General features: G+C 70.0%; 21 protein-coding genes. 14 read left to right on the forward strand and 7 right to left on the reverse strand.

What is annotated here, in order from left to right:
- Nucleotides 1-23 precede the first annotated feature (23 nt).
- Nucleotides 24-1217, forward strand: a complete 1194-nt coding sequence (locus RIF65_RS05210) for a metal-dependent hydrolase family protein (protein ID WP_309066379.1) — start codon at nt 24-26, stop codon at nt 1215-1217.
- A gap of 3 nt (nt 1218-1220) precedes the next feature.
- Nucleotides 1221-2180: a serine/threonine dehydratase gene (locus RIF65_RS05215; RefSeq protein WP_309066378.1), complete on the forward strand. Its 960-nt coding sequence runs from the start codon at nt 1221-1223 to the stop codon at nt 2178-2180.
- Nucleotides 2181-2186: 6 nt separating this feature from the next.
- On the opposite strand, the gene RIF65_RS05220 is transcribed toward RIF65_RS05215, so the two are convergent.
- The 5 genes from RIF65_RS05220 to RIF65_RS05240 all read right to left on the reverse strand — a co-directional run bounded on the left by RIF65_RS05220 (nt 2187) and on the right by RIF65_RS05240 (nt 7085).
- Nucleotides 2187-2378: a hypothetical protein gene (locus tag RIF65_RS05220; protein WP_309066385.1), complete on the reverse strand. Its 192-nt coding sequence runs from the start codon at nt 2376-2378 to the stop codon at nt 2187-2189.
- 42 nt (nt 2379-2420) lie between these two features.
- A complete protein-coding gene (locus RIF65_RS05225) occupies nt 2421-3221 on the reverse strand; it encodes a tyrosine-protein phosphatase (RefSeq protein ID WP_309066377.1) in 801 nt (266 codons plus the stop codon).
- Nucleotides 3218-4888, reverse strand: a complete 1671-nt coding sequence (locus tag RIF65_RS05230; protein WP_309066376.1) for an ABC transporter permease — start codon at nt 4886-4888, stop codon at nt 3218-3220. The genes RIF65_RS05225 and RIF65_RS05230 overlap by 4 nt, the downstream gene beginning before the upstream one ends.
- The gene (locus RIF65_RS05235; RefSeq protein ID WP_309066375.1) at nt 4885-5961 is read right to left on the reverse strand and encodes an ABC transporter ATP-binding protein; all 1077 of its coding nucleotides are present in this window, start codon (nt 5959-5961) and stop codon (nt 4885-4887) included. The genes RIF65_RS05230 and RIF65_RS05235 overlap by 4 nt, the downstream gene beginning before the upstream one ends.
- 107 nt (nt 5962-6068) lie before the next feature.
- On the reverse strand, nt 6069-7085 hold the full coding sequence (locus tag RIF65_RS05240) for an ABC transporter substrate-binding protein (protein ID WP_309066374.1): 1017 nt from the start codon (nt 7083-7085) through the stop codon (nt 6069-6071).
- A gap of 240 nt (nt 7086-7325) precedes the next feature.
- On the opposite strand from RIF65_RS05240, the gene RIF65_RS05245 reads away from it, so the two are divergent.
- From RIF65_RS05245 to RIF65_RS05270, 6 genes are all read left to right on the forward strand, one after another.
- The gene (locus RIF65_RS05245; protein ID WP_309066373.1) at nt 7326-7805 is read left to right on the forward strand and encodes an A24 family peptidase; all 480 of its coding nucleotides are present in this window, start codon (nt 7326-7328) and stop codon (nt 7803-7805) included.
- Nucleotides 7806-7858: 53 nt separating this feature from the next.
- Entirely contained in the window at nt 7859-8074 is a 216-nt protein-coding gene (locus tag RIF65_RS05250) for a response regulator (protein ID WP_309066372.1), read from the forward strand.
- Nucleotides 8064-8681 carry a CYTH domain-containing protein gene (locus RIF65_RS05255; protein WP_309066371.1) on the forward strand — a complete coding sequence of 206 codons (618 nt, stop codon included), beginning with the start codon at nt 8064-8066 and terminating at the stop codon, nt 8679-8681. Before RIF65_RS05250 ends, RIF65_RS05255 begins: the two co-directional genes overlap by 11 nt.
- 85 nt (nt 8682-8766) lie before the next feature.
- Entirely contained in the window at nt 8767-9921 is a 1155-nt protein-coding gene (locus RIF65_RS05260; RefSeq protein ID WP_309066370.1) for a type III polyketide synthase, read from the forward strand.
- On the forward strand, nt 9914-10633 hold the full coding sequence (locus tag RIF65_RS05265; protein WP_309066369.1) for a methyltransferase domain-containing protein: 720 nt from the start codon (nt 9914-9916) through the stop codon (nt 10631-10633). The genes RIF65_RS05260 and RIF65_RS05265 overlap by 8 nt, the downstream gene beginning before the upstream one ends.
- Nucleotides 10620-11738 carry an FAD-dependent oxidoreductase gene (locus RIF65_RS05270; RefSeq protein ID WP_309066368.1) on the forward strand — a complete coding sequence of 373 codons (1119 nt, stop codon included), beginning with the start codon at nt 10620-10622 and terminating at the stop codon, nt 11736-11738. Before RIF65_RS05265 ends, RIF65_RS05270 begins: the two co-directional genes overlap by 14 nt.
- A gap of 80 nt (nt 11739-11818) precedes the next feature.
- On the opposite strand, the gene lpdA is transcribed toward RIF65_RS05270, so the two are convergent.
- Nucleotides 11819-13216 carry a dihydrolipoyl dehydrogenase gene (gene lpdA / locus RIF65_RS05275; protein ID WP_309066367.1) on the reverse strand — a complete coding sequence of 466 codons (1398 nt, stop codon included), beginning with the start codon at nt 13214-13216 and terminating at the stop codon, nt 11819-11821.
- A 124-nt stretch (nt 13217-13340) separates the two neighbouring features.
- On the opposite strand from lpdA, the gene RIF65_RS05280 reads away from it, so the two are divergent.
- The 3 genes from RIF65_RS05280 (at nt 13341) to RIF65_RS05290 (ending at nt 15155) form a co-directional block, all read left to right on the forward strand.
- Nucleotides 13341-13823 (forward strand): FHA domain-containing protein, encoded by a 483-nt coding sequence (locus tag RIF65_RS05280; RefSeq protein WP_375142128.1) that lies wholly within the window; start codon nt 13341-13343, stop codon nt 13821-13823.
- Complete coding sequence (gene ftsR, locus RIF65_RS05285; protein ID WP_309066366.1) at nt 13823-14512, forward strand: transcriptional regulator FtsR; 690 nt, start codon at nt 13823-13825, stop codon at nt 14510-14512. Before RIF65_RS05280 ends, ftsR begins: the two co-directional genes overlap by 1 nt.
- Before the next feature lie 97 nt (nt 14513-14609).
- Entirely contained in the window at nt 14610-15155 is a 546-nt protein-coding gene (locus tag RIF65_RS05290) for a MerR family transcriptional regulator (protein ID WP_309066365.1), read from the forward strand.
- A 78-nt stretch (nt 15156-15233) separates the two neighbouring features.
- Here the strand turns inward: RIF65_RS05290 and RIF65_RS05295 are convergent, their stop codons facing one another.
- Nucleotides 15234-16046 carry a ParA family protein gene (locus RIF65_RS05295; RefSeq protein ID WP_309066364.1) on the reverse strand — a complete coding sequence of 271 codons (813 nt, stop codon included), beginning with the start codon at nt 16044-16046 and terminating at the stop codon, nt 15234-15236.
- A gap of 92 nt (nt 16047-16138) precedes the next feature.
- Here RIF65_RS05295 and RIF65_RS05300 point away from each other — a divergent pair, with 92 nt between their 5' ends.
- From RIF65_RS05300 to RIF65_RS05310, 3 genes are read left to right on the forward strand one after another with little or no spacing between them, the layout of a single operon-like run.
- On the forward strand, nt 16139-19546 hold the full coding sequence (locus tag RIF65_RS05300) for a pyruvate carboxylase (protein WP_309066363.1): 3408 nt from the start codon (nt 16139-16141) through the stop codon (nt 19544-19546).
- A 42-nt stretch (nt 19547-19588) separates the two neighbouring features.
- The gene (locus tag RIF65_RS05305; RefSeq protein WP_309066362.1) at nt 19589-21553 is read left to right on the forward strand and encodes a nucleotide-binding protein; all 1965 of its coding nucleotides are present in this window, start codon (nt 19589-19591) and stop codon (nt 21551-21553) included.
- Nucleotides 21553-22044, forward strand: coding sequence for a peptide deformylase (locus RIF65_RS05310; protein ID WP_309066361.1), 492 nt, complete (start codon nt 21553-21555; stop codon nt 22042-22044). Before RIF65_RS05305 ends, RIF65_RS05310 begins: the two co-directional genes overlap by 1 nt.
- The last annotated feature ends 143 nt before the right edge of the window (nt 22045-22187 follow it).

Genomic DNA, 22187 nt, shown 5'->3' on the forward strand with positions numbered 1-22187 from the left:
GCCCAAGAGGACAAGGACAGGGAATGGTACAGACAGCATCACTGGTGATCGCCGGTGCGCGAGTGTGGCAGGGCCTCGGCAAGGGGTTCGCCGAGCGCGACCTCGTCATCGTGGATGGCCGGGTCTCGGATCGTGCCGGTGTCGAGACCGACGTCATCGACGCCACGGGCAAGTGGATCGTCCCCGGGCTGATCGACGCGCACTTCCATGCGTACGCCTATGGCGTCGACCAGTTTCAGAACGAACGCGGGCCGCTGAGCTACGCGGCCGTGAAGGGGGCCGAACGCCTCGGAGCCGCGCTGCGCCGCGGCTTCACGACCGTGCGCGACGTCGCCGGCGGCGACATCGGGCTGAAGCGGGCCGTCGACCGTGACGTCTTCGCGTCGCCCCGGTACCTCTTCACCGGACCTGCGCTCAGCCAGACCGGTGGACATGGCGACCCGCGTTCGGAGCACGTCGACGTCTGCTTCGGGCACGGTCACATGTGCGACGTCGTCGACGGTGTCGACGCGCTGAGACTCGCGGTGCGGAACCGCCTGCGGACGGGCGCGCACGCGATCAAGGTGATGACGTCGGGTGGAGTCTTCTCGCTGACGGATCCGGTGCGGGTGCCGCAGTACTCGGCCGACGAACTTCGTGCGGTCTGCGACGAGGCCGCTCGGCGCGGCACGTACGTCACGGCGCATTCCTACTCCTCCGAATCGGTCATGCACTCCATCGAGAACGGAGTGCGATGCATCGAGCACGGCAACCTCATCGATGCGGAGACGGCAGCAGAGATGGCCCGACGCGGGGTGTCCCTGGTGCCGACGCTGGTCACGTACGACGCGATGGGCAGACGGGGCGCGGAGCTCGGGCTCAACAGCATCTCACTCGCGAAGAACCAGGAGGTGCTCACGAAGGGCAAGGAGGCTGCGGCCACTGCGCTCGCCGCTGGTGTCCGGGTCGGCTTCGGCACCGACCTCATGGGCGACATGGAGGACGAGCAGCTGCACGGGGTCCGGCTGCAGGTCGACTCGCTCGGCGCAGAGCAGGCGCTGCACTCGATGACGATGGCCAACGCCGAGATCCTCGGCGACACTGCGATCGGGCACCTCGGGATCGGCGCGCACGGTGATGCCGTGATCCTCGACGGGAATCCTCTCGAGGATTTCTCGGTCGTCTGGGCGGAGGATGCGCAGCGGACGGTTGTGCAGGGTGGCGCGGTCATCGGCTGAACCATGGGAGGCGCGTCGCAGCTCGGGTACGTCGACGTCGAGGCTGCGACCCGGCGCATCCGCGGATGCGTGCGCCGGGTCGCGGTGGCCCGCGTGCACTCGGGAGAGGCCTTCTCCCTGCACCTGGCGCTGGAGTTCATGCAGTTCACAGGGTCGTTCAAGGCGCGCGGGGCGCAGAATCATCTGCGCGCGCATGCCGAGTCGCAGGCGCTCCCGCAGTCCGGTGTCGCCATAGCGTCCGGTGGCAACGGCGGGATGGCGTTCGCGTGGGCGGCACGGTCACAGGGTGTCCCGGCGACCGTGTTCGTTCCGGCGGCCACTCCGGCGGTGAAGGTGGCGCGACTGCGAAGCTACGGGGCCGACGTCCGCGTCGGCGGCTCGGAGTTCCAGGAGGCGGTGGGTGCCGCGCGTGTCTTCGCGGAGGACACTGGGGCTCTGCTCGCCCACGCATACGACGACGTGCTCATGGCGGCCGGAGCAGGGACGCTGCTGGATGAGCTGCACACGCAGCTCCCCGAGCTGGACACCGTCGTCGTCTCCGTGGGTGGGGGAGGTCTCTTCGCCGGCGTGACGACGGCGGCACGGCATCGCGGAGTGCGCACGGTATCGGTCGAACCGGTACGGTGTCGCGCGCTCTACGCCGCGATCGAGGCGGGCGCGCCCGTCGACGTCGACGTGGACTCGATCGCCGCCGACTCTCTCGGCGCGCGGAGGGTGTCGGAGATGGCGTGGCAGGCCGCACAGCATCCGCTGGTGGATTCGGTTCTCGTGACCGACGACGAGATCGTGCACGCGCGGCAATCCCTCTGGGATGATCATCGGCTCGCCGTCGAGCACGGTGCTGCAGCCGCTCTGGCGGGTATTCGCGGCCGCAACGGTTACCGCCCAGGGGCGGGAGAGAGCGTCTGCGTGGTGCTGTGCGGGGCCAACACGGACGTGTCGTCGCTGGCGCCGACGCGCTGAGCGAGGTCAGGCCGGGGGCATCCCGCGGCCGGCGAGCTGCGCGAGCGCCTGAACGCCGAGCGCGACGAGGACCACTGCACCGGCCACCTGAAACAGCGACGTCGCCAGCGGGAACACGGAGACCAAACCGCCGAGGCCGAACAGCGAGAGGAGGACCCGGCGGGTGTTACCCGTCATGATCCCGAGAACGGCGAACAGCGCAGATCGAGAGCGGTTCCGTTCCTGCCCGGCGGTGACGGGTCACCCCGCGAGCGCGTTCCTGATCCGGTCGAGCGACGCGCGCGTGGCGCCGTGCCCGAGGAGGAAGCCCTCCACCGTGCCATATTCGTCGGTGACGCGCTGCAGCGACGCGGACATCAGGGAGGCCGGGGCGCGTGTAGGGCTCGCCGCCATGCTCGCCGGGAACCCGTTCCTGCGATAGTGCTCCTCGATGCGCTTGACGAACGCCGGGCCGAGGAACAACTCGGTGGCGGCGAAGTCGTCCACGATCCATTGAAGCGGCACATCGAGCGCGCCGAGCAGCATGGCGACCACGACTCCTGTCCGGTCCTTTCCGGCCGTGCAGTGCACGACCGCCGGGAAGCGCCCCTCCGGTGCTCCAAGGGTTTCCACGGCGGTGGCCAACTGCCGTGCACGAACCGTGAGCATCTCGTCGTACAGCCCTTCGAGGGTCATCGGTTCCGTGAGGTGCTCGTAGCTCCCCGCGAACAGCGAGTCCTCGAACACCGGCACGTGCACCTCGAGGATCGCCAGGCCGTCGAGCCGATCCGGGTACGACGCGATCTCCGCACTCTCGCGGAGATCGATCACTGTCTGGACTCCGAGGTCGGACAGCACACCGCGGTCTGACTCGGTGAGGTCGCCGAGGGCATCGGAGCGGTACAGCGCGCCGGCGCGAAGGCTGCCGAGTCGTTCGCTCGGGTACCCGCCGACATCGCGGAAGTTGAAGGTGCCGTCCAGCGGAATCCTCCGCGACGGGTGCCCTGGCGGCAGCATGCGCAGCTCGTCCGGGGTCGCGGGGGTGGGCGTCGGGTGAGTCATGAGAGGAACTCTTCGTCCTTTCCGAGGAACTTGAACAAGATGAGGATGGGCGCCAGGCTGACCAGGATGAGCAGCGTTCCGATGACGGAGGCCGCTCCGAAGTCTCCGCGCAGGATCTGCCGGAAGATCTCGACGGACATCGTCCCGGTGCTGCTGCCGTACAGGATGACCGTGGCGTTGAACTCCCGTACCAGGGTCGCCCAGGTCAGCAGTCCGCCGGAGAGGATCGCCGGGAGGATCATGGGGACCGTGATGCGCAGGAACGTCCTGCTCGGCGGTACTCCGAGGTTGACGGATGCCTCCTCCGCCTGGCTTCCGGTCTGCCCGAGCATCGCCGCGGAGGAGCGCACCGAGAACGGCAGCCTGCGCACGACGTAGACGATGACGAGGATCAGGAAGGTGCCGGCGAGGTAGAAGGGCGCGCCACCGAAGGTCACGCTGATGGCGATGGCGAGGACGACGCCGGCCACGGCGTACGGGACCATCGACAGGAAGTCGATGAACCCGGTGGTGCGGCCCGGGCGACGAACGATGAGGTAGGCGATCAGCGGTCCGACGATGACGCAGACCGCGGTGGCCGTCGTCGCCAGGAACATGGTGTTGCCGAGGGATTCCCAGAGCCGTGGCGTGTTCTGCCAGCCTTCGAGGCTGAACTCGAGGATGAACCTGCTGCCCTGCGTTCTGAGCAGGGAACTCGCGACGACCGTGAAGAGCGGCAGTGCCGTGACGAGCAGGATGCCGTACACCGCGACGTTGACCAGGAGGCGGTGGGCGCGTGTGCTTTGGCGAACTCCCAGGGGGATGTTGCAGGAGTTGCCGTAGGAGTGGCGGCGGGCGTAGAAGCGCTGGAAAGTGAGCGCACCGATCGTGAACAGGAGCAGGACGACCGAGAGGGCGCTGGCCACCTGGTAGTCGCTGCCGGTCTCGCTGACGAACTCGGAGTAGATCAGCCGTGGCAGGACGCGCAGGTTCTGTCCGATGATCGCCGGTGTGCCGAAGTCCGTGAACGCCGTCACCGCGGCGAGCAGTGCCCCCGTCGAGATGGCAGGGCGCATCAGTGGGAGCGTGGTGCTCCAGAACACCTTCGCATGCGACGAGCCCAGGTTGATCGCGGCATCCTCGATGCTCTGGTCGATCGTCTTGAAGCCGGAGCTGACCATCAGGTACACGAGCGGCGTGGATTGCAGTCCGAGCACGAGAATGGTGCCCGCCCAGCCGTAGATGCTTGGGAGCGTCATGCCCCATCCGGCGAACCATTCCGTGACGAAACCGCTGCGCCCGAAGAGAAGGATCCAGGAGTAGGCGCCGATGAACGGCGGCGACACGAACGTGAGCACGATCAGGGCCCGCACGAACAGTTTGCCCCGGATCCGGTAGCGGCTGATCAGGTAGGCGAGGGTCGTGCCGAGCATTGTGGCGATCACCGTCGCACAAGCCGTGAGTATCAGACTGTTCAGCAACGCGTCCCGGTAGTAGGCCTTCGTCACGAGATCGCTGTACGCCTGGAGAATGCGGTTCGGATCGTCTGCGAGCAGGCTCGAGCCGATCAGCCGCACGAGCGGGAAGATGAGAAAGAGCAGCAGGAACCCGAGGACGACGATGGAGACGATCGTCCAGAATCCGAGCGGCGCGCGCTGTCGTCGCTCCTTCGCGATCGGCGCGCTCACAGCTCCGCGTCCACGTCATCGTGTGCGAAGCTCATGATCGCATCCGGACCGACCGCCAGGCCCACGCTCGAGCCGACCTCGGGAACGGCGCCACCCTCGCCGATGTCCACCTGGACGCGCTGTCCGAGCCCGCAATCGACCTCGCATCGAGTGAGCGTGCCGAGATAGATGGTCTCGGCGACGCTCCCCGAGAAGACCGCATCAACGGATCCGTGGCCGACCAGCCGGACGTTGTGCGGACGGAAGCCGATCTCGACCTTTCCGGACGCGGCCTCGAGTCCTGCGACGGGGATCCGCGAACCGTTCTCGAGGATCGCTTCTGACCCGGCGGCCTTGGCGACGAAGAAGTTGCCTTCACCGACGAACTTCGCGACTGCGACGGTGGCGGGTGCACGGAAGATCTCGTGAGGGGTGCCCACCTGCAGCAGATCGCCCCGGCTCATGACGCCGATGCGATCCGATAGGGACAGCGCCTCGTCTTGGTCGTGCGTCACGTATATCGTGGTGATGCCGAGTTCCTGCTGCAGCCGGCGGATGTCGAGACGCAGCCGGTTGCGCAGCTTGGCGTCCAGATTCGCGAGCGGTTCGTCCATGAGGAGCACGCGCGGCCTGGTCGCGATGGCGCGCGCGATCACGACGCGCTGCTGCTGCCCGCCTGACATGCTGCGGGGGAGCCGGTCCTCATATCCTTCGAGATCGACCATGTGCAGGGTCTCCCGTACCCTGGCTCGGGCCTCGTCGCCGTGCAGCCCGCGGGATTTCAGCCCGTAGGCGACGTTCTGCGCGACCGTGAGGTGCGGAAAGATCGCGTAGTTCTGGAAGACCATGGCCGTGTCCCGCTGGTGCGGGGGAAAGTGATCGACGGCCTGGCCACCGATGCGGATGGATCCGGCGGTCTGCCGGATGAAGCCGGCGAGCGTCCTCAGCAGAGTCGTCTTGCCGCATCCGCTGGGACCGAGCAGGGTGAAGAACTCGCCGTCCCCCACCTCGAGGTTCGCGGCGTTGACGGCGCGGTGATCGTTGCCGAACATCACTGTGACGTCGGAGATGCTGATAGTCGCCGAGGCGGACATGTCAAACCTTTCGTAGTGCGCGCAACGATGCGCGGCGTGACGCGAGCCGTGACGAGGATCCGGGCGGCGGATGCGGCGATGCCCCTCAGCCGCCCGGATCCGGGCGTTCACAGCGAGGTGATGATCTCCTGCCAGCGCTCGACCCACTCGTCGTGCTTGGCCGTCGCGTCGCCGTCCTGTTCGATGACCTCCACGTCGGAGAGGGCGGGAACCCCACTCGCATCCAGCCCGTCGATGACCGGACGCGCGCCGGGCTGTGTCTCGGTCATCAGGGTCTGAGCGTCCTCGGAGACCAGCCATTCGATGAAGGTCTCGGCGTTGTCGGGGTTCGGGCCGTCTTTGATCTTCAGCAGCGCCTGTTTGGTGATGCCGGCGCCATCCGAGGGGTTGACGAATTCCACGTTGTCCGTTTCGAGGTACGCCAGGAAGCCCTCGTTGGCGATCCCGATGGCCGCTTCGCCTCCGGTGACGGCCTGGAACGGCGCGAAGGTGCCCTCCACCACGACGATGTTCTTCGCGATGTCCTCGACGAGGTCCCAGCCGCCGACGGTGACCCAGTCGGACATCGCGGAGTAGCCGCTGCCGGACGACGTCGGGTTCGCGAGGTAGATCTTGCCCTGCCACTGGGGGTCCGCGAGGTCCGCCCAGGACTGTGGAGCGTCGTCTTCATCGACCAGATCGGTGTTGTAGACGAACGCGTTCAGGAAGCCGTTGAAGGGCACGCCATAGCCGGATTCCAGCCGGAACTCCTCCAGGATGCCGTCTTGGAATCTTCCGGGCAGCTTCTCGAACAGCTCGGGGTTGGTGAGGCCAGGGTCTCCGCCCGCCCAGTAGACATCCCCCTGCGGCTTGCCCGCCTCGGACTGTACGCGGCTGAGCAGCTCGCCCGTGTTGCCGGTGATCAGGTCCACTTTGATGTCGGGATGCTCCTCGTTGAACGCCGCGATGTATGCGTCTGCGTTGGCATCGCCGGAGTACACGACCAGTGCGCCCTCGCCGGGTGAGCCACTGACCGGCTCGGAAGAGGATGCGCATCCGGAGATCGCAGCGATCGACACCAGACCGGCGATCGCGGCGCCGCGACGCAGAACGGTCCTGGATGTGGAGCGGATAGTTTGCTTCATTGCATTTCTCTCTCTACTCGGGTTCGCGCGAGTCTCGGGGTGTCGGTGATGCATTGCCGCTGTGTCGGGCGAACCTCGAGGCGCTGGACTCACCTTAGAAGTGAGCATGAAGCGGCCATCGGCGGTATGCACCTGCCGCTCCTGCCGTGCTGTGCAGAATGCCCTTGAGCCGGGGGCGGCGGGACGCTGCTTATCCACAGCCCCGCCACGCCCACCGCCGGCATCCTCTAACCTGCCTGCATGCCTGCGCTCAGCCCGCACGACGTCGCGGTGATCGTCGTGCACGCCGCGCTCGCCGCGGTCGGCGGATGGCTGGTCGTGATCGACGCCCGCGAGCACCGGCTGCCGAACCGGATCGTGCTGCCCGCACTGGGCGCGCTGGTGACGCTGGCGATCGTCGACGGGCTGGCCACCGGCGACACGGGACGGATGCTGCGCGCCCTCACCGGGGGTCTCGCCCTCGGGGTGTTCTACGCGGTGATGCACCTGGCGTCCCGGCAGGGGTTGGGCGGCGGCGACGTGAAGCTCGCCGCGGCGCTCGGCGTGCTGCTGGCGTGGCACGGCTGGACGACGCTGCTCCTCGGCGCGGCCGGGGCGTTCCTGCTCGGCGCGCTGTTCGCCCTGATGCTCATGGCGCTGCGCCGCGCCGACCGGCGCACCCGCATCGCCTTCGGTCCGTGGATGATCCTCGGCGCGGCGCTCGCGATCACGGCATCCTGACCGATCCGGCGCGCACCGGCGCCGATGCCTGCGGCGGCGGCTAGGGTGAGGCTATGGCACTCGCACGACTTCACGGCGGCCCGCTCGACGGGCAGATCCTCCCGCTCGACGACGTCGAGCTCGACTCCCTGACCCTCCCGTACAGCGAGACGCAGCTGACCTATCGCCGCGACGGAGACGCGACCCGCACCGGCGACAGCGACGGCCCCACCGAGGTGCCGTTCCGCTTCGTCGAGTCCGGCGACGACATCGTCCCCGGTGACGACTGAGCCGCAGCGGTCGTTCGAGGTCGAGCGCAAGTTCGACGCGGACGCCGACACGCCCCTGCCGGACTGGGCGCGTCTGCCCGGCGTGACGAGCGTGTCGGCCGGTGAGCTGCGCGACCTCGACGCCCGCTACTTCGACACGGCCGACGCCGCACTCGCCCGTCGCGGTGTCGCGCTTCGGCGGCGCACCGGCGGTCCGGATGCGGGCTGGCACGTCAAAGGGCCACGGCAGGGCGACGGACGCCTCGAGCTCGGGTGGCCGCTCGACGAGGACGGACGGATGCCGGAGGCGGTGGCCACGCTGGTGGCGCAGTGGACGGCCGACGAGCTGCAGCCGCTCGCCCGCATCGAGAACACCCGCACCGCCTACCACCTCACCGGACCCGACGGGGTGGTGGCGGAGTTCGTGGACGACCAGGTGCGCGCCACCGACCTGCGCACCGGCACCCGGCGCCAATGGCGGGAGTGGGAGATGGAGCTCGGTCCCGCCGCGCCATCTGGCGACGACGAGCGCGCGGCGTTCTTCGACGCCGTGGAGCAGGCGGTGCTGGCCGTCGGCGGTCGCCCGCCGTCCTCCGGGTCGAAGCTCGCCAGGGCGCTCGGGGTCTGACCGGCGGGGGTGCGACGCATGCACAGAGCGACGCGCGATGCGCAACCCCCTGCATCCCACCCACACGTCGTGATTCGGTAGCGATATGACGGCCGCCATCCTCCGCTCCCTGCAGACGATCGTTCCCGACACCCCGCTTCACCAGGACGAGGTGCGGGACGTGTTCGCCGCGCAGCCCGGCCTCGGGCGGCTGGCCAAGCGCCTGGTGACGACCGCGTTCGACGGATCGGGCGTGCGCACCCGGCACACCGTGTTGCGCGAGCTCGACCTGACCGCGGAGCCGGAGGGCACGCACTTCTACGACCGCGCCACCGGCGAACTCCGCGAGCCCGGCACCCGCCTGCGCAACGACCTGTACGCGGTGGAGGCCGAGCGGCTGTTCGTCGCCGCCGCCCGGCGGGCTCTTGACACCGATCCGCAGTTCGGCCCCGAGGACGTCACGCACGTCATCACGGTGTCGTGCACCGGCTTCCACGCCCCGGGGCCGGACTACGCGATCGTGCGAGCGCTCGGGCTCTCCGACGCCGTGCAGCGCTACCACCTGGGGTTCATGGGCTGCTACGCCTCGATGCCGGCGCTGCGGTGCGCCGCGCAGTTCTGCGCGGCCGATCCCGATGCGGTGGTGCTGGTCGTCAGCGTCGAGCTGTGCACCCTGCACCTGCGCTCCTCCGAGGACCCGGATGCCATCATCGCGTCGTCCCTGTTCGCCGACGGCGCGGCCGCCGGGATCGTCTCCGCACACCCGGCACAGGGAAGGGGGCTCGCACTGGACCGCTTCCACACCGCGATCGCCCCGCAGGGGGAGAAGGACATGGCCTGGACCATCGGCGACACCGGGTTCGAGATGGTGCTGTCCACGGCGGTGCCGCAGATCATCGGCGACAGCATCCACGAGGCGCTGCGTCCTCTGTTCGCGGCGGAGGCCGACCTCGGTGCGGCGTTCGACGATGAGCGGATCGGCGACGTCGTGCAGCACTGGGCGATCCACCCCGGCGGGCGCAGCATCCTCGATCATGTGCAGAGCGGCCTCGCCCTCGCCGACGAGCAGCTGACGCCGGCCCGCGACGTGCTGCGCGACTACGGGAACATGTCCAGCGCGACCGTGCTGTTCGTCCTGCGCGCGCTGCTCGACGACGACCGGGTGCTTGAGGGCGAGCGGGTCTCGGCGATGGCGTTCGGGCCGGGCCTCACCGCCGAGAGCGCGCTGCTCACGGTCACCGGTCCGGCGGGCGATGCCTGACCTGTCGGTGCGGGCGTCCGCGGCGCGCGAGCTCATGGACGATCCGGCCGCGGACCTCCGCATGCTGCAGCGCACCTACCAGCGCTTCGCGCTGGTCAACGCCGTCGTCTCGCGGTGGCGGACGCTGTACCGCCGCGAGATCCGCCCGCGCGCGCAGCGACGTCCGGTGCGCATCCTCGACATCGGCGCCGGCGGCGGCGACATCTCCCGGGCCCTCTCCGCACGGCTGCGCCGCGACGGCATCCCGGGAGAGGTGACCGCCGTCGACCTCGATGCGCGGGCCATCGCGTGGGCGCGGGCGCAGGATGCCGGCTCCGGCGTGCGATACCGCTGCGCGCCGGCGGGAGAGCTGGCCGACGAGGGCGAGCGTTTCGACGTGGTGCTGTCGAACCACGTGCTGCACCACCTCGCCCCCGAGGAGCTGTCCGGCGTGCTCGCCGACTCCCGGCGGCTGGTGGCACCGGGAGGGGTGGTGTGTCATCACGACATCGCCCGCAGCCGCACCGCGTACGTCCTGTTCGCCGTGGCGACCGCACCGCTGGCGCCCACCCTCTTCGCCGGATCGTTCATCCGCACCGACGGCCTCATCAGCATCCGTCGTTCGTACACCCCGGACGAACTGGCCGCCGTCGTCCCGGAGGGATGGCGGGTGCGCACCGGCATCCCAGCCCGGCTCGAACTGCGGTGGGAGGAAGCGGATGCCGGACCGTGACGTCATCGTCGCCGGCGCCGGTCCGGTCGGCGCGCTGCTCGCCTGCCTGCTGGCAGCGCAGGGCTTCGACGTGCTGGTCTGCGAACGGCACAGCGGACCTGACGCGCGCAGCAGAGCGATCGGCATCCATCCTCCCGGCCTCGCCGCCCTCGACGCCGCCGGTGTCGGCGACGCAGTCCGCCGCGAAGGGCTGACCCTCGACGGGGGAGAGGTGCAATCCCGAGGCCGGACGCTCGCTCGCGTGGACTTCGGTCGGCAGCGCCCGGTGCTGACACTGGCGCAGCACCGCACCCAGGCGCTGCTGGCCGGGCGCCTGGCGGAGTCCGGGGCGACCGTGCTGCGAGGTGCGGAAGTCACCGGGTTCGAGGACCGCGGCGACCGCGTCGGTGTGCTCATCGCCCGGCACGGGACGGAGCACGACATCACCGCCGCGCTCCTCGTCGCGGCCGACGGGGTGCGCAGCCGCCTGCGCCATGCGGCGGGGATCGGGTGGCGCAGCCGTCGCGGCCGTGCGCGTTACGCCATGGCCGACCTCCCGGGCCGGGGAGACGACGCGATCGCGCGGGTGCACTGCGAACCCGCCGGACTCGTGGAGTCGTTCCCGCTTCCCGGCGGAGCCCGGCGGTGGGTCGTGCGGGAGCGCGCCGGCGCGCCGCTGCGGTCGGCCGCCGCCTTCCAGGCGGAGATCCTCGCACGTCTCGGCGCGGCGCCCGCGATGCCGAGCAACGCCCGCCCCTCGCGGTTCGGTGTCAGCCAGCACACCGCCGCGCGGATGGTGCAGGGCCGCCTGGTGCTGATCGGGGATGCCGCGCACGAGACCAGCCCGATCGGAGGCCAGGGCATGAACCTCGGGTGGGTCGACGCGCTGCGACTCGCGGAGGCGCTGGGGACTCAGACGTTGCACCGGCCCGGCGCGCTGCAGCGCTTTCAGGGCGAACGGCTCGCGGCGGCGCGGGTGGCGCAGCGGCGGGCGGCCTTCTACATGAGTATGGGAGCGCCGGCGACGGGCGCGGCTCTCTCCGGCCGCGACGCGCTGATCCGCCTCCTGGGGTCGCCGGTGCTGCGCGGCAGGAGTGCGGACCTGGTCACGATGCGAGGGCTGTGACGAGGAAGGCCCCCGGAACGGTCATCGCGTTCCGGGGGCCTGTGGTCTGGTCCCGGGTCAGGGACCCAGGAGCCTACGTGTCAAAAATTGATCATGTGCCCCGCGAGGCCGTGGAAGCCCTCCTGCAGCGCCTCCGACAGCGTCGGGTGGGTGTGCACGTTGCGGGCCAGCTCCAGAGCGGTGAGGTCCCACTTCTGCGCGAGGGTCAGCTCGGGCAGCAGCTCCGATACATCGGGGCCGATCATGTGGGCGCCGATGAGCTCGAGGTGCTCGGCGTCGGCGATCAGCTTGACGAAGCCGACCGGCTCGCCCAGACCGTGCGCCTTGCCGTTGGCCATGAACGGGAAGGTCGCGACCTTGATCTCGCGGCCCTCGTCCTTGGCCTGCTGCTCGGTGAGACCGAACGACGCGACCTGCGGCGAGCAGAACGTGGCGCGCGGCATCATGCGGTAGTCGCCCAGCGTCATGGTCTCGGCGTTACCGATGGTCTCGGCCGCCACGACGGCCTGCGCCTCTGCGACGTGGGCCAGTTGCAGCTTCGCGGTCACGTCGCCGATGGCGTAGATGCCCTCGACGTTCGTGCGCATGTGGTCGTCGATCTCGATCGCACCGCGTTCGGTGAGCTTGACGCCGGTGTTCTCCAGCCCGAAGCCGTTCACGTTCGGGGCGAAGCCGACCGACATGAGCACCTTGCCGGCCTCGATCGAGCCCTGCTGACCGTCCTTGCCGGTGTAGGTGACGGTGACGGACGAGCCGTTGTCGACGACCGACTCCACCTTCGTGGAGGTCAGGATGTCGATGCCGTAGTTCTTGTACTGCTTGGCGATCTCCTTCGACACGTCGGCGTCCTCGTTGGGGAGCGCGCGGTCGAGGAACTCGATGATGGTGACCTTCACACCGTAGTTCGACATGACGTAGCCGAACTCCATGCCGATGGCGCCGGCGCCGACGATGACGATCGACTCGGGCAGCTCACGGGAGAGGATCTGCTCCTCGTAGGTGACGACGTTGTCGCTGAGCTGCACACCGGGAAGCAGGCGGACCGTCGAGCCGGTCGCGATGATGACGTTGTCGAAGGTGACCTCTTCGGTGGAGCCATCGGACTTGGCGACCGAGATCGCCTTCGGGCCGGTGAAGGTGCCGCGGCCCTCGTACTCGGTGACCTTGTTCTTCTTCATCAGGAAGTGGATGCCCTTGACGCGACCGTCCGCGACGACGCGGCTGCGGTCCCACGCCTTGCCGTAGTCGATGGTGAACTCACCCGAGATGCCGAAGAAGTCGGCCTTGTGCTTCAGGGTGTGCGCGAGCTCCGCGTTCTTGAGAAGGGCCTTCGAGGGGATGCAGCCCACGTTCAGGCAGACACCACCCCAGTACTTCTCCTCGATGATGGCGGTGGACAGGCCGAGCTGCGCGCTGCGGACGGCGGCGACGTAGCCGCCAGGGCCCGCGCCGAGGATGACGACATCGTAGTGTGGCATGGCTCCAGCCTATCCCTCCGCAACCTGCGCGAGCGGGACGTGACGACCCACCGGGGTCGCCGTTGTCCCCCTCCCGCCGGGCCCTGGGCATCCGATAGGCTGGAAGGCCGGAGGAGGGATACCCGTGACACAGAGCGACAGCCCGATCGGCGCCGGAGGCGCGATTCACCGCAGCGGCGAGCAGCGGCACGACGTGACGCAGACGTTCGGCCACGACTCCGACCTGTCCTTCGTGCCCTTCGGCGTGGAACTGACCGACGCCGAGCAGGCCGCGATCGCGGCGCTCCCGTCCGGCTCTGCGCTGCTGCTGGTCCGCGCCGGTGCACTCGCCGGCGCCCGCTATCTGCTGGACTCCGACGTCACCACCGTGGGGCGCCACCCCGAGGCCGACATCTTCTTCGACGACGTGACGGTCTCGCGTCGTCACGCGGAGATCACCCGCGCCGGATCGGCCTTCGAGATCATCGACCAGCGTTCCCTGAACGGGACCTACGTCAACGGGGAGCGCGTCGACCGCAGCGAGCTCGCCAACGGCTACGAACTGCGCATCGGCAAGTTCCGCCTGAACTTCTTCGCGTCCCCCGTCGATCTCGCGGCGAACGCCTGATGGCGGCGGCCGGCGCCGCCCGTGAGCGCTCCGCGCCCGCGGGCCTTCTCAGCATCGGTCAGGTCCTGGCCCGGCTGACACCGGAGTTCCCGCAGCTGACTTCCAGCAAGCTGCGCTTCCTCGAGGTGCAGGGCATCGTCAACCCGTCGCGGACCGAGTCGGGGTACCGCAAGTTCTCCCCGGCGGACGTCGAGCGGCTGCGTACCGCACTGATCCTGCAGCGCGACCACTACCTGCCGCTCAGCGTCATCCGAGAGCAGCTGGACGAGGCGGAGGCGAAGGGGGACGGCCGCCGCGTCGTCGCGCCGCCGTCGATCGCGCCGCCGGCGCGCCGCTACCGCCGCGACGAACTGATCTCCGCCTCCGGTGCCACACCGCAGCTGCTCAACGAGGCGGTCAGCGCCGGCCTCATCACGGCATCCGACTCCTATCCCGAGCAGGTGCTCACGCTGCTGCGTGCCCTGGTGGCGCTCGTCCGGCACGGCATCGAACCGCGCCACCTGCGCAGCCTCCGGCAGAACGCGGAACGCGAGGCCGCGCTGATCGAGTCCGCCCTGTCGACGCTGCTGCGCCGGACGGATGCCGCCTCGCGAGGACGTGCAGGGGAGCTGGCGCCTGAACTGGCCGGCCGCATCGACGAGGTGCGTGGCCTTCTCGTCAGGCAGGCGCTCGAGCGGGTCCTTTCGTAACGAACCGGTTGCGACACACCTTCGCCGCGTGGCGGATGTCGTTGCCGGTGCGGGGTGGCTGCTCTAGCGTTGAGGTAATCGTTCAGGGAGGACAACTATGGATGCGGATGAGCGCGCGGGCGACCCGCGGTTCGTGACCGAGCTCCTCTTCACCGACGGCCTTCCCGCCATGGATGACGAGGTCGGCTACCGCGGCGCTGTGGCCGCGCGTGCCGCCGGGATCACCTACCGTCAGCTGGACTACTGGGCTCGCACCGAGCTGGTCGTCCCCACGGTGCGCGGGGCGAGCGGATCCGGTTCGCAGCGCCTGTACGGCTTCCGGGACATCCTGGTGCTCAAGCTCGTCAAGCGGCTGCTGGACACCGGCATCTCACTGCAGCAGATCCGCACCGCGGTCGAGCAGCTGCGCGCCGCCGGCATCCGCGACCTGGCCGGCACCACGCTGATGAGCGATGGTGCCTCGGTCTACCTGTGCACCTCGAACGACGAGGTCATCGACCTGGTCAGCCGCGGGCAGGGCGTGTTCGGCATCGCCGTCGGCAAGGTGCTGCGTGAGGTCGAGTCCACCCTCGTGGAGTTCGACCCCACCGCCCCCGACCCGGTCGACGAGCTCGCCGCGCGGCGCGCGAAGCGCACGGCGTAACCCTTCGAGGGGCGCTTCGTTCCCTTCGACAGGCTCAGGGACCCATCTTTCGGGACCCCGCCTGCCTTTCCCGGGCGGTCAGGCCTGCGGGCCGCCCTCGGGGACGGGGACGCGGCCGGTGCGGATGATCCGGTCCAGCAGCGAGTCGAAGTCGGCCGCCAGCTCCTGAGCGGAGTCGCCCGGCCAGATGTGCAGCGGCTTCGCCGCGCCCTGCGCCTGCTGCAGCGAGGTGCGCTCCGGCAGCTGCGGTGCGAGCACGAGCGGACCGAACATGTCGCGCAGCTCCTTGATGCGGAACTGGTGCTCGATGGACTGCGGGCGCACGCGGTTGACCACGATGCCGAGCGGCTGCAGACGGGGGGAGAGGCCGCGGCGGATCTCTTCGATCGCACGCAGCGCGCGGTCGGCGGCGGCCACCGAGAACAGGCCGGGCTCCGTGACGACCATGACCCGGTCGCTGGCAGCCCAGGCCGTGCGGGTGAGTGCGTTCAGCGAGGGCGCGCAGTCGATGAGGACGAGGTCGTACTCGCTCTCGACCGTGGCGAGGGCCTCCTCGAGCTTCCACACGTCACGGACGCTCGGATGCGGGCCGTCGAAATTGATCGCGGACGGGCTGCCGATCAGCACGTCGATCGTGCCGGGGTGCACCTTCGCCCAGCCGCTGGTGGTGATCGCCTGACGGACGACCTTCTCCTTGGGATTGGCCAGCACGTCGGCGACGTTCAGACGCCCGGCGATCTGGATGTCCATGCCCGTGGACACGTCCGACTGCGGATCGAGGTCGACCACCAGGGTGCGGATGCCGCGGGCGAAGGCGGCGGAGGCGAGACCGAGGGTCACGGTCGTCTTGCCTACGCCTCCCTTGAGGGAGCTGACGCTGAGTACGTGCACGGACTCCACGTTACCGTGCCCTAGTCTGGACAGACACTCAGCCCCCCGCCCATGTGCGCGGAACAGCGCACATCGAGCTCTCAGAGGTGTGCATGTTCCAGAAGATCCTGGTGGCCAACCGCGGCGAGATCGCGATCCGAGCCTTCCGCGCGGCTTTCGAAGTGGGGGCCAGAACCGTGGCCGTCTTCCCGTACGAGGACCGCGGTTCGCTGCATCGGCTCAAGGCCGACGAGGCGTACGAGATCGGCGAACGCGGACACCCCGTGCAGGCGTATCTCGACGTCGACGAGATCATCCGGGTCGCGAAGGACGCCGGCGCCGACGCCATCTACCCGGGCTACGGATTCCTGTCCGAGAACCCGGAACTTGCAGAGAAGGCCGCGGCGGCCGGCATCACGTTCGTCGGCCCGCCGGCATCCGTGCTGGAGATGGCGGGCAACAAGGTCGAGGCCAAACGTCACGCGATCGCCGCCGGTGTTCCGGTGTTGCGCTCCACCGAGGCGTCGGACGACGTCGACACGCTGGTAGCTCAGGCCGACGAGATCGGCTTCCCACTGTTTGCGAAGGCGGTCGCCGGTGGCGGCGGCCGCGGCATGCGTCGCGTCGAGAGCAAGGGCGAGCTCGCTCCTGCGCTGGCCGAGGCGATGCGGGAGGCCGGTGCCGCGTTCGGCGATGCGCGCATGTTCCTCGAGCAGGCGGTGCTGCGCCCGCGGCACATCGAGGTGCAGATCCTCGCCGACGCCCAGGGGAACACCGTCCACCTGTTCGAGCGCGACTGCTCCGTGCAGCGCCGGCACCAGAAGGTGATCGAGATCGCCCCGGCGCCGAATCTCGACGACGACGTGCGCCGCGCTCTGCATCGGCACGCGGTGGCGTTCGCCGAGTCGATCGGCTACCAGAACGCCGGGACGGTCGAGTTCCTCCTGGAGACCGCGGGTCCCCGTGCGGGCGAGGCGGTCTTCATCGAGATGAACCCGCGCATCCAGGTGGAGCACACCGTCACCGAGGAGGTCACCGATGTCGACCTCGTCCGCGCGCAGATGCAGATCGCGGACGGCGCGACGCTGGTGGAACTCGGACTCGAGCAGGACGACATCCAGCTGCGCGGCGCGGCGCTGCAGTGCCGCATCACCACGGAGGACCCCAGCCAGGGCTTCCGGCCCGACACCGGGAAGATCACCACCTACCGGTCGCCCGGCGGCGCCGGCATCCGCCTCGACGGCGGCACCACCGCGGCCGGCGCGCAGATCAGCCCCTATTTCGACTCGATGCTGTCCAAGCTCACCTGCCGCGGGCGCTCGTTCGACACCGCCGTCTCGCGGGCCAGGCGCGCCCTGGCGGAGTTCCGAATCCGCGGCGTGTCCACGAACATCCCGTTCCTGCAGGCCGTGCTGGACGATCCGGCGTTCGCCGCCGGAGACCTGTCCACCTCGTTCATCGACGAGCGGCCGGAGCTGGTCCGCGGACGGGTGTCCAAGGACCGCGGCACGAAGATCCTGCGCTGGCTGGTCGACGTGACGGTGAACAAGCCGAACGGGGAGCACCCGCTCACGCCGTCGCCGGCGCACAAGCTGCCGGCCATCGACGTGTCTGCGGCGCCGCCGGCCGGCTCCCGTCAACGTCTGCAGCAGCTCGGCCCGGCCGGGTTCGCCGCCGACCTGCGCGCCCAGACGGCGCTGGCAGTCACCGAGACCACATTCCGAGACGCGCACCAGTCGCTGCTGGCCACCCGCGTGCGCACCCGTGACCTGGTCGCGGTCGCGCCGTACGTTGCCAGGATGACCCCGCAGCTGCTGTCGGTGGAGGCGTGGGGCGGGGCCACCTACGACGTCGCGCTGCGCTTCCTCGCGGAGGATCCGTGGGAACGTCTGGCCGCGCTGCGGGAGGCGTTGCCGAACATCAACATCCAGATGCTGCTCCGAGGGCGCAACACCGTCGGGTACACGCCGTACCCGACCGAGGTCACCGACGCGTTCGTGCAGGTGGCCGCCGCGACCGGCGTGGACATCTTCCGCATCTTCGACGCGCTCAACGACGTGTCGCAGATGCGGCCCGCGATCGACGCGGTGCTCGGCACCGGCACGGCGGTCGCCGAGGCGGCGCTGTGCTACACCGGAGACCTGCTGAACCCGGCCGAGGATCTGTACACCCTCGACTACTACCTGCGCCTGGCGGAGCAGATCGTCGAGGCGGGCGCCCACGTCATCGGTATCAAGGACATGGCAGGGCTGCTGCGCCCTGCCGCCGCGGCCAGGCTGGTGCGGGCGCTGCGGGAGCGGTTCGACCAGCCGGTGCACGTGCACACGCACGACACCGCTGGAGGGCAGCTGGCGACGCTGCTCGCTGCGAGCGAGGCCGGCGCGGATGCCGTCGACGTGGCATCCGCGCCGATGGCGGGGACGACCAGCCAGCCGCCGCTGTCAGCCCTGGTCGCTGCGCTCGCTCACACCGAGCGCGATACGGGGATCGACCTGCAGGCGGCATCCGATCTGGAACCGTACTGGGAGGCGACCCGCCACCTGTACCGGCCGTTCGAGTCGGGGCTGCCCGGCCCCACCGGCCGGGTGTACCACCACGAGATCCCCGGCGGACAGCTGTCGAACCTGCGTCAGCAGGCCATCGCGCTCGGGCTCGCCGACGACTTCGAGCTCATCGAGGACATGTACGCCGCCGCGAACCGCATCCTCGGCCGGGTGCCGAAGGTGACGCCGTCGTCGAAGGTGGTGGGTGACCTCGCGCTGCACCTGGCGGCGGTCAGGGCCGACCCCGACGACTTCGAGCGGAACCCCGAGCGCTACGACATCCCGGATTCCGTGATCGGATTCATGGCGGGCGAACTGGGCGACCTGCCAGGCGGATGGCCCGAGCCGTTCCGCAGCAAGGTGCTCGCCGGCCGCGCGGCACGTACCGGCGTGACGCCGCTCACCGACGAGCAGCGCGACGCGCTGAACGGCACCCCGCAGCAGCGGCGCGACATGCTGAACCACCTGCTGTTCCCCGCACCGACCAAGGCGTTCCGTCAGAACCGCGAGGAGTACGGCGACCTGTCGGCCCTGGACACCGCCGACTACCTGTACGGGCTCGTACCGGGCGTCGAGCACGAGGTGGAGATCGAGCGCGGCGTCCGGCTGTACGTCGGCCTCGAGGCGATCGGGGAGGTCGATCCGAAAGGCATGCGTACGGTCATGACCACGCTGAACGGGCAGCTGCGACCCGTGTCTGTGCGCGACCGCTCGGTCGCGGTGGACACGCACGAGGTGGAGAAGGCCGACACGTCCAAGCCGGGTCAGATCGCCGCACCGTTCTCCGGGGCGGTCACGCTGAAGGTCGAGGCGGGTGCGAGCGTGCGCGCCGGTGACCCCGTCGCGTCGATCGAGGCGATGAAGATGGAGGCGGCCATCACCACCCCCGTGGACGGCGTGGTGGAGCGGCTCGCGATCTCCGAGACCCAGCAGGTCGACGCCGGTGATCTTTTGGTCGTGATCCGTCCGGAGCACTAACGTTGTGCGGGCCCGAAAACCGCCCGAGCTTGGAGTGAGATCGTGACACCGAAGAACATCCCCGAACCCGAAGGGGACGATTCGCTGGGTGTGCTCGATGACAGCCCGTCGTCGGACACCACCGGCATCGGCCTGGTCGGCACCGCGCAGGTGAACGTGAACCTGCCGGTCGAGGAGGACGACGAACTCGACGACGACGCCGTGGTGGACGGCGAGGTCATCTCCGATCTCGTCATCGACACGTCCGCGCTCGCGGACGATGACACGGTGGCCCGGATCACCCAGCCCACCCCCGACGTCGTCATCCAGCTGCCCGCCGAGGACGACGACCGGGCGGATGCCGAGGACGTCCCGGCTGACCAGGCAGGCGCCGGCCCGGCGGACGAGGCCGAACCGGATCACGCTGAGATCGTGGACGAGGAGTTCGCGGAGTCGGAGATCCTCGGCGGCGGAGCGGCCGCGGAGGACGAGATGGTCGATGCGGACGACGACGAGGAGGCTGTGGAGCTCACTGCCTCCGTCGAAGGCGACAGTGAGGCCACCGCCGATGCCGACTCGCTGATCACGACGGTTCACCGGGACACGGCCGAGGAGGACGCCGCCGAGGAGGTCGCGGAGGAGGGACCCACTGAGCCTGTGGTCGAGCCGGAGGCCGCCACGTCGGCCAGGGCCGAGGAGGGCATCGCCGCGGCGGACGAGCCGGCAACGGCATCCGCTCGTGAGACCGCGCCGGAGTCGCAGACCGCGCCGGAGTCGCAGACCGGGCAGGCGCCGCTGGCCGGTATCGAGTCCGCGGTCGCGGCCGCCAGGGCGCAGCTGCGGGAGGCGATGTCGTCGCCCCGGACACCCCGGCACGACGAGACGCGGCCGCGGTCCGCCGAGCGGCCGGCCGCGCGCGCGGAGGACCCCGCCGCATCGGCGGCTCCGACGGCAGGTCCGGCGGGGTCGGAGCCGGCTGGCACGGAGGCTGCGCCGGCATCCGCCGTCGCCCGGACCGAGCCCGCCCGCCCCGCCGCCGACGTCGCACTGACAGCCAAGCGGCTCGACGATCTCGGCGAGGCGAACCGGGAGAGCGCAGACCTGCTCACCGCCGACCGACTGCTCGACCCGCACCGCGCGAAGCGCCCCGAACCGGAGGGTGCGTGGAGCCACCTGCTCTACTCGCTGTCGGGCGGGCGCATCAACATCGGCGACAGCCGCACGGCGAGGGAGCGCAAGGCCCTCACCGCGCGCATCGCCGCCCCGCTGACCGGCACGGCCCGGTTCGTGCCCGTGCTGTCTCGCAAGGGCGGCGTCGGCAAGACGACGGTCACCGTCCTGCTCGGCATGGCGCTCGCGGACGCCCGCGACGACCGTGTCATCGCCGTCGACGCGAACCCGGACCGGGGCACGCTCGCGGAGCGGGCCGTCGGCACGCAGACGAAGTCCGTGCGCGACCTGGTGCGCGCGCAGCAGGACATCCGCGGCTACCACGACATCTCCGCGCTCGTCGCCCGCGACGAGACCCGCCTGGACGTGCTGGCGTCCGACGCGGACCCGCGGGTGTCCGAGGCGTTCGGCGACGCCGACTACCGCGACGTCGCGACCGTCGCCGCGCAGTACTACTCGCTGGTGCTCACCGACTCCGGCACGGGCATCGTGCACTCCGTCATGGGAGCCACCCTCGACCTCGCCGACCAGCTGGTGATCGTCTCCGGACTCAGCGTCGACGAGGCCCGGCTGGCCTCGGAGACCCTGACCTGGCTGGAGAGCAACGGACGCGCCGACCTCGCCCGCGACGCGATCGTGGTGCTCAACCAGTCCACGCCGGGCTCGCCGCTGGTTCGGCTGAACGAGCTGGAGGCGCACTTCTCCACGCGAGCCCGCACCGTGCTGCGCATCCCGTACGACACGCAGATCGCCGGTGGCGGACCGATCGACTTCGCCAGCCTCGCACCGGAGACGCGTCGCGCGGCGCGCGAGCTCGCCGCCGCGCTCGTCGAGGGGCTGCGGGGGAGGAGCGCCTGATGGCGGTGCGCGAGATCCGGCTGTACGGTGACCCGGTGCTGCGGACCGTGTGCGCATCCGTCGACGAGATCGACGACGGGGTGCGCGCGCTGGTCACCGACCTCATCGACACCGTGAAGCTGCCCGGCCGAGCCGGCGTCGCCGCCAACCAGATCGGCGTGGCGCTGCGTGCATTCAGCTACAACATCGACGGGGACGTCGGATACGTCATCAACCCCGTGCTGACGGAGGTGCGCGGCGAGCCCCAGCCGACCGGCGAGGGATGCCTGTCGGTGCCCGGCCTGTGGCACGAGACTCCCCGGCACCCGTGGGCGCGGGTCGAGGGCATCGACCTGGACGGCAACACCGTCGTCATCGAGGGGGAGGGGCTGCTCGCCCAGGCACTGCAGCACGAGACCGACCACCTGGCCGGCAAGGTGTACCTGTCTCGGCTCGAAGGGGACACGCGCAAACTGGCGATGCGCCAGGTGCGCGAGAGCGACTGGTTCTGACACGGGTGGTTGTGACGCGGGGTGGGGGGGGGCCGCGCCCCCCCCCCCCCCCAGCGCCCCCCCCCCCCCCCGAGTAACACGGCCACGCGCGCACCAGGGGCCCCGCCCGGGTTGGCCGGTGCCCATGGAGGCCCCGCAGGGTC

This window comes from Microbacterium sp. (assembly GCF_031180975.1).
Classification (GTDB): domain Bacteria; phylum Actinomycetota; class Actinomycetes; order Actinomycetales; family Microbacteriaceae; genus Microbacterium.

What these genes read in the sequence shown, in the direction of transcription:
- RIF65_RS05245 (WP_309066373.1), top strand. Translation starts at nt 7,326, where the DNA reads ATGCCTGCGCTCAGCCCGCACGACGTCGCGGTGATCGTCGTGCACGCC.
- RIF65_RS05225 (WP_309066377.1), bottom strand. Translation starts at nt 3,221, where the DNA reads ATGACTCACCCGACGCCCACCCCCGCGACCCCGGACGAGCTGCGCATG.
- RIF65_RS05300 (WP_309066363.1), top strand. Translation starts at nt 16,139, where the DNA reads ATGTTCCAGAAGATCCTGGTGGCCAACCGCGGCGAGATCGCGATCCGA.
- RIF65_RS05310 (WP_309066361.1), top strand. Translation starts at nt 21,553, where the DNA reads ATGGCGGTGCGCGAGATCCGGCTGTACGGTGACCCGGTGCTGCGGACC.
- RIF65_RS05235 (WP_309066375.1), bottom strand. Translation starts at nt 5,961, where the DNA reads ATGTCCGCCTCGGCGACTATCAGCATCTCCGACGTCACAGTGATGTTC.
- RIF65_RS05250 (WP_309066372.1), top strand. Translation starts at nt 7,859, where the DNA reads ATGGCACTCGCACGACTTCACGGCGGCCCGCTCGACGGGCAGATCCTC.
- RIF65_RS05240 (WP_309066374.1), bottom strand. Translation starts at nt 7,085, where the DNA reads ATGAAGCAAACTATCCGCTCCACATCCAGGACCGTTCTGCGTCGCGGC.
- RIF65_RS05215 (WP_309066378.1), top strand. Translation starts at nt 1,221, where the DNA reads ATGGGAGGCGCGTCGCAGCTCGGGTACGTCGACGTCGAGGCTGCGACC.
- ftsR (WP_309066366.1), top strand. Translation starts at nt 13,823, where the DNA reads ATGGCGGCGGCCGGCGCCGCCCGTGAGCGCTCCGCGCCCGCGGGCCTT.
- RIF65_RS05260 (WP_309066370.1), top strand. Translation starts at nt 8,767, where the DNA reads ATGACGGCCGCCATCCTCCGCTCCCTGCAGACGATCGTTCCCGACACC.
- RIF65_RS05270 (WP_309066368.1), top strand. Translation starts at nt 10,620, where the DNA reads ATGCCGGACCGTGACGTCATCGTCGCCGGCGCCGGTCCGGTCGGCGCG.
- lpdA (WP_309066367.1), bottom strand. Translation starts at nt 13,216, where the DNA reads ATGCCACACTACGATGTCGTCATCCTCGGCGCGGGCCCTGGCGGCTAC.
- RIF65_RS05210 (WP_309066379.1), top strand. Translation starts at nt 24, where the DNA reads ATGGTACAGACAGCATCACTGGTGATCGCCGGTGCGCGAGTGTGGCAG.
- RIF65_RS05290 (WP_309066365.1), top strand. Translation starts at nt 14,610, where the DNA reads ATGGATGCGGATGAGCGCGCGGGCGACCCGCGGTTCGTGACCGAGCTC.
- RIF65_RS05265 (WP_309066369.1), top strand. Translation starts at nt 9,914, where the DNA reads ATGCCTGACCTGTCGGTGCGGGCGTCCGCGGCGCGCGAGCTCATGGAC.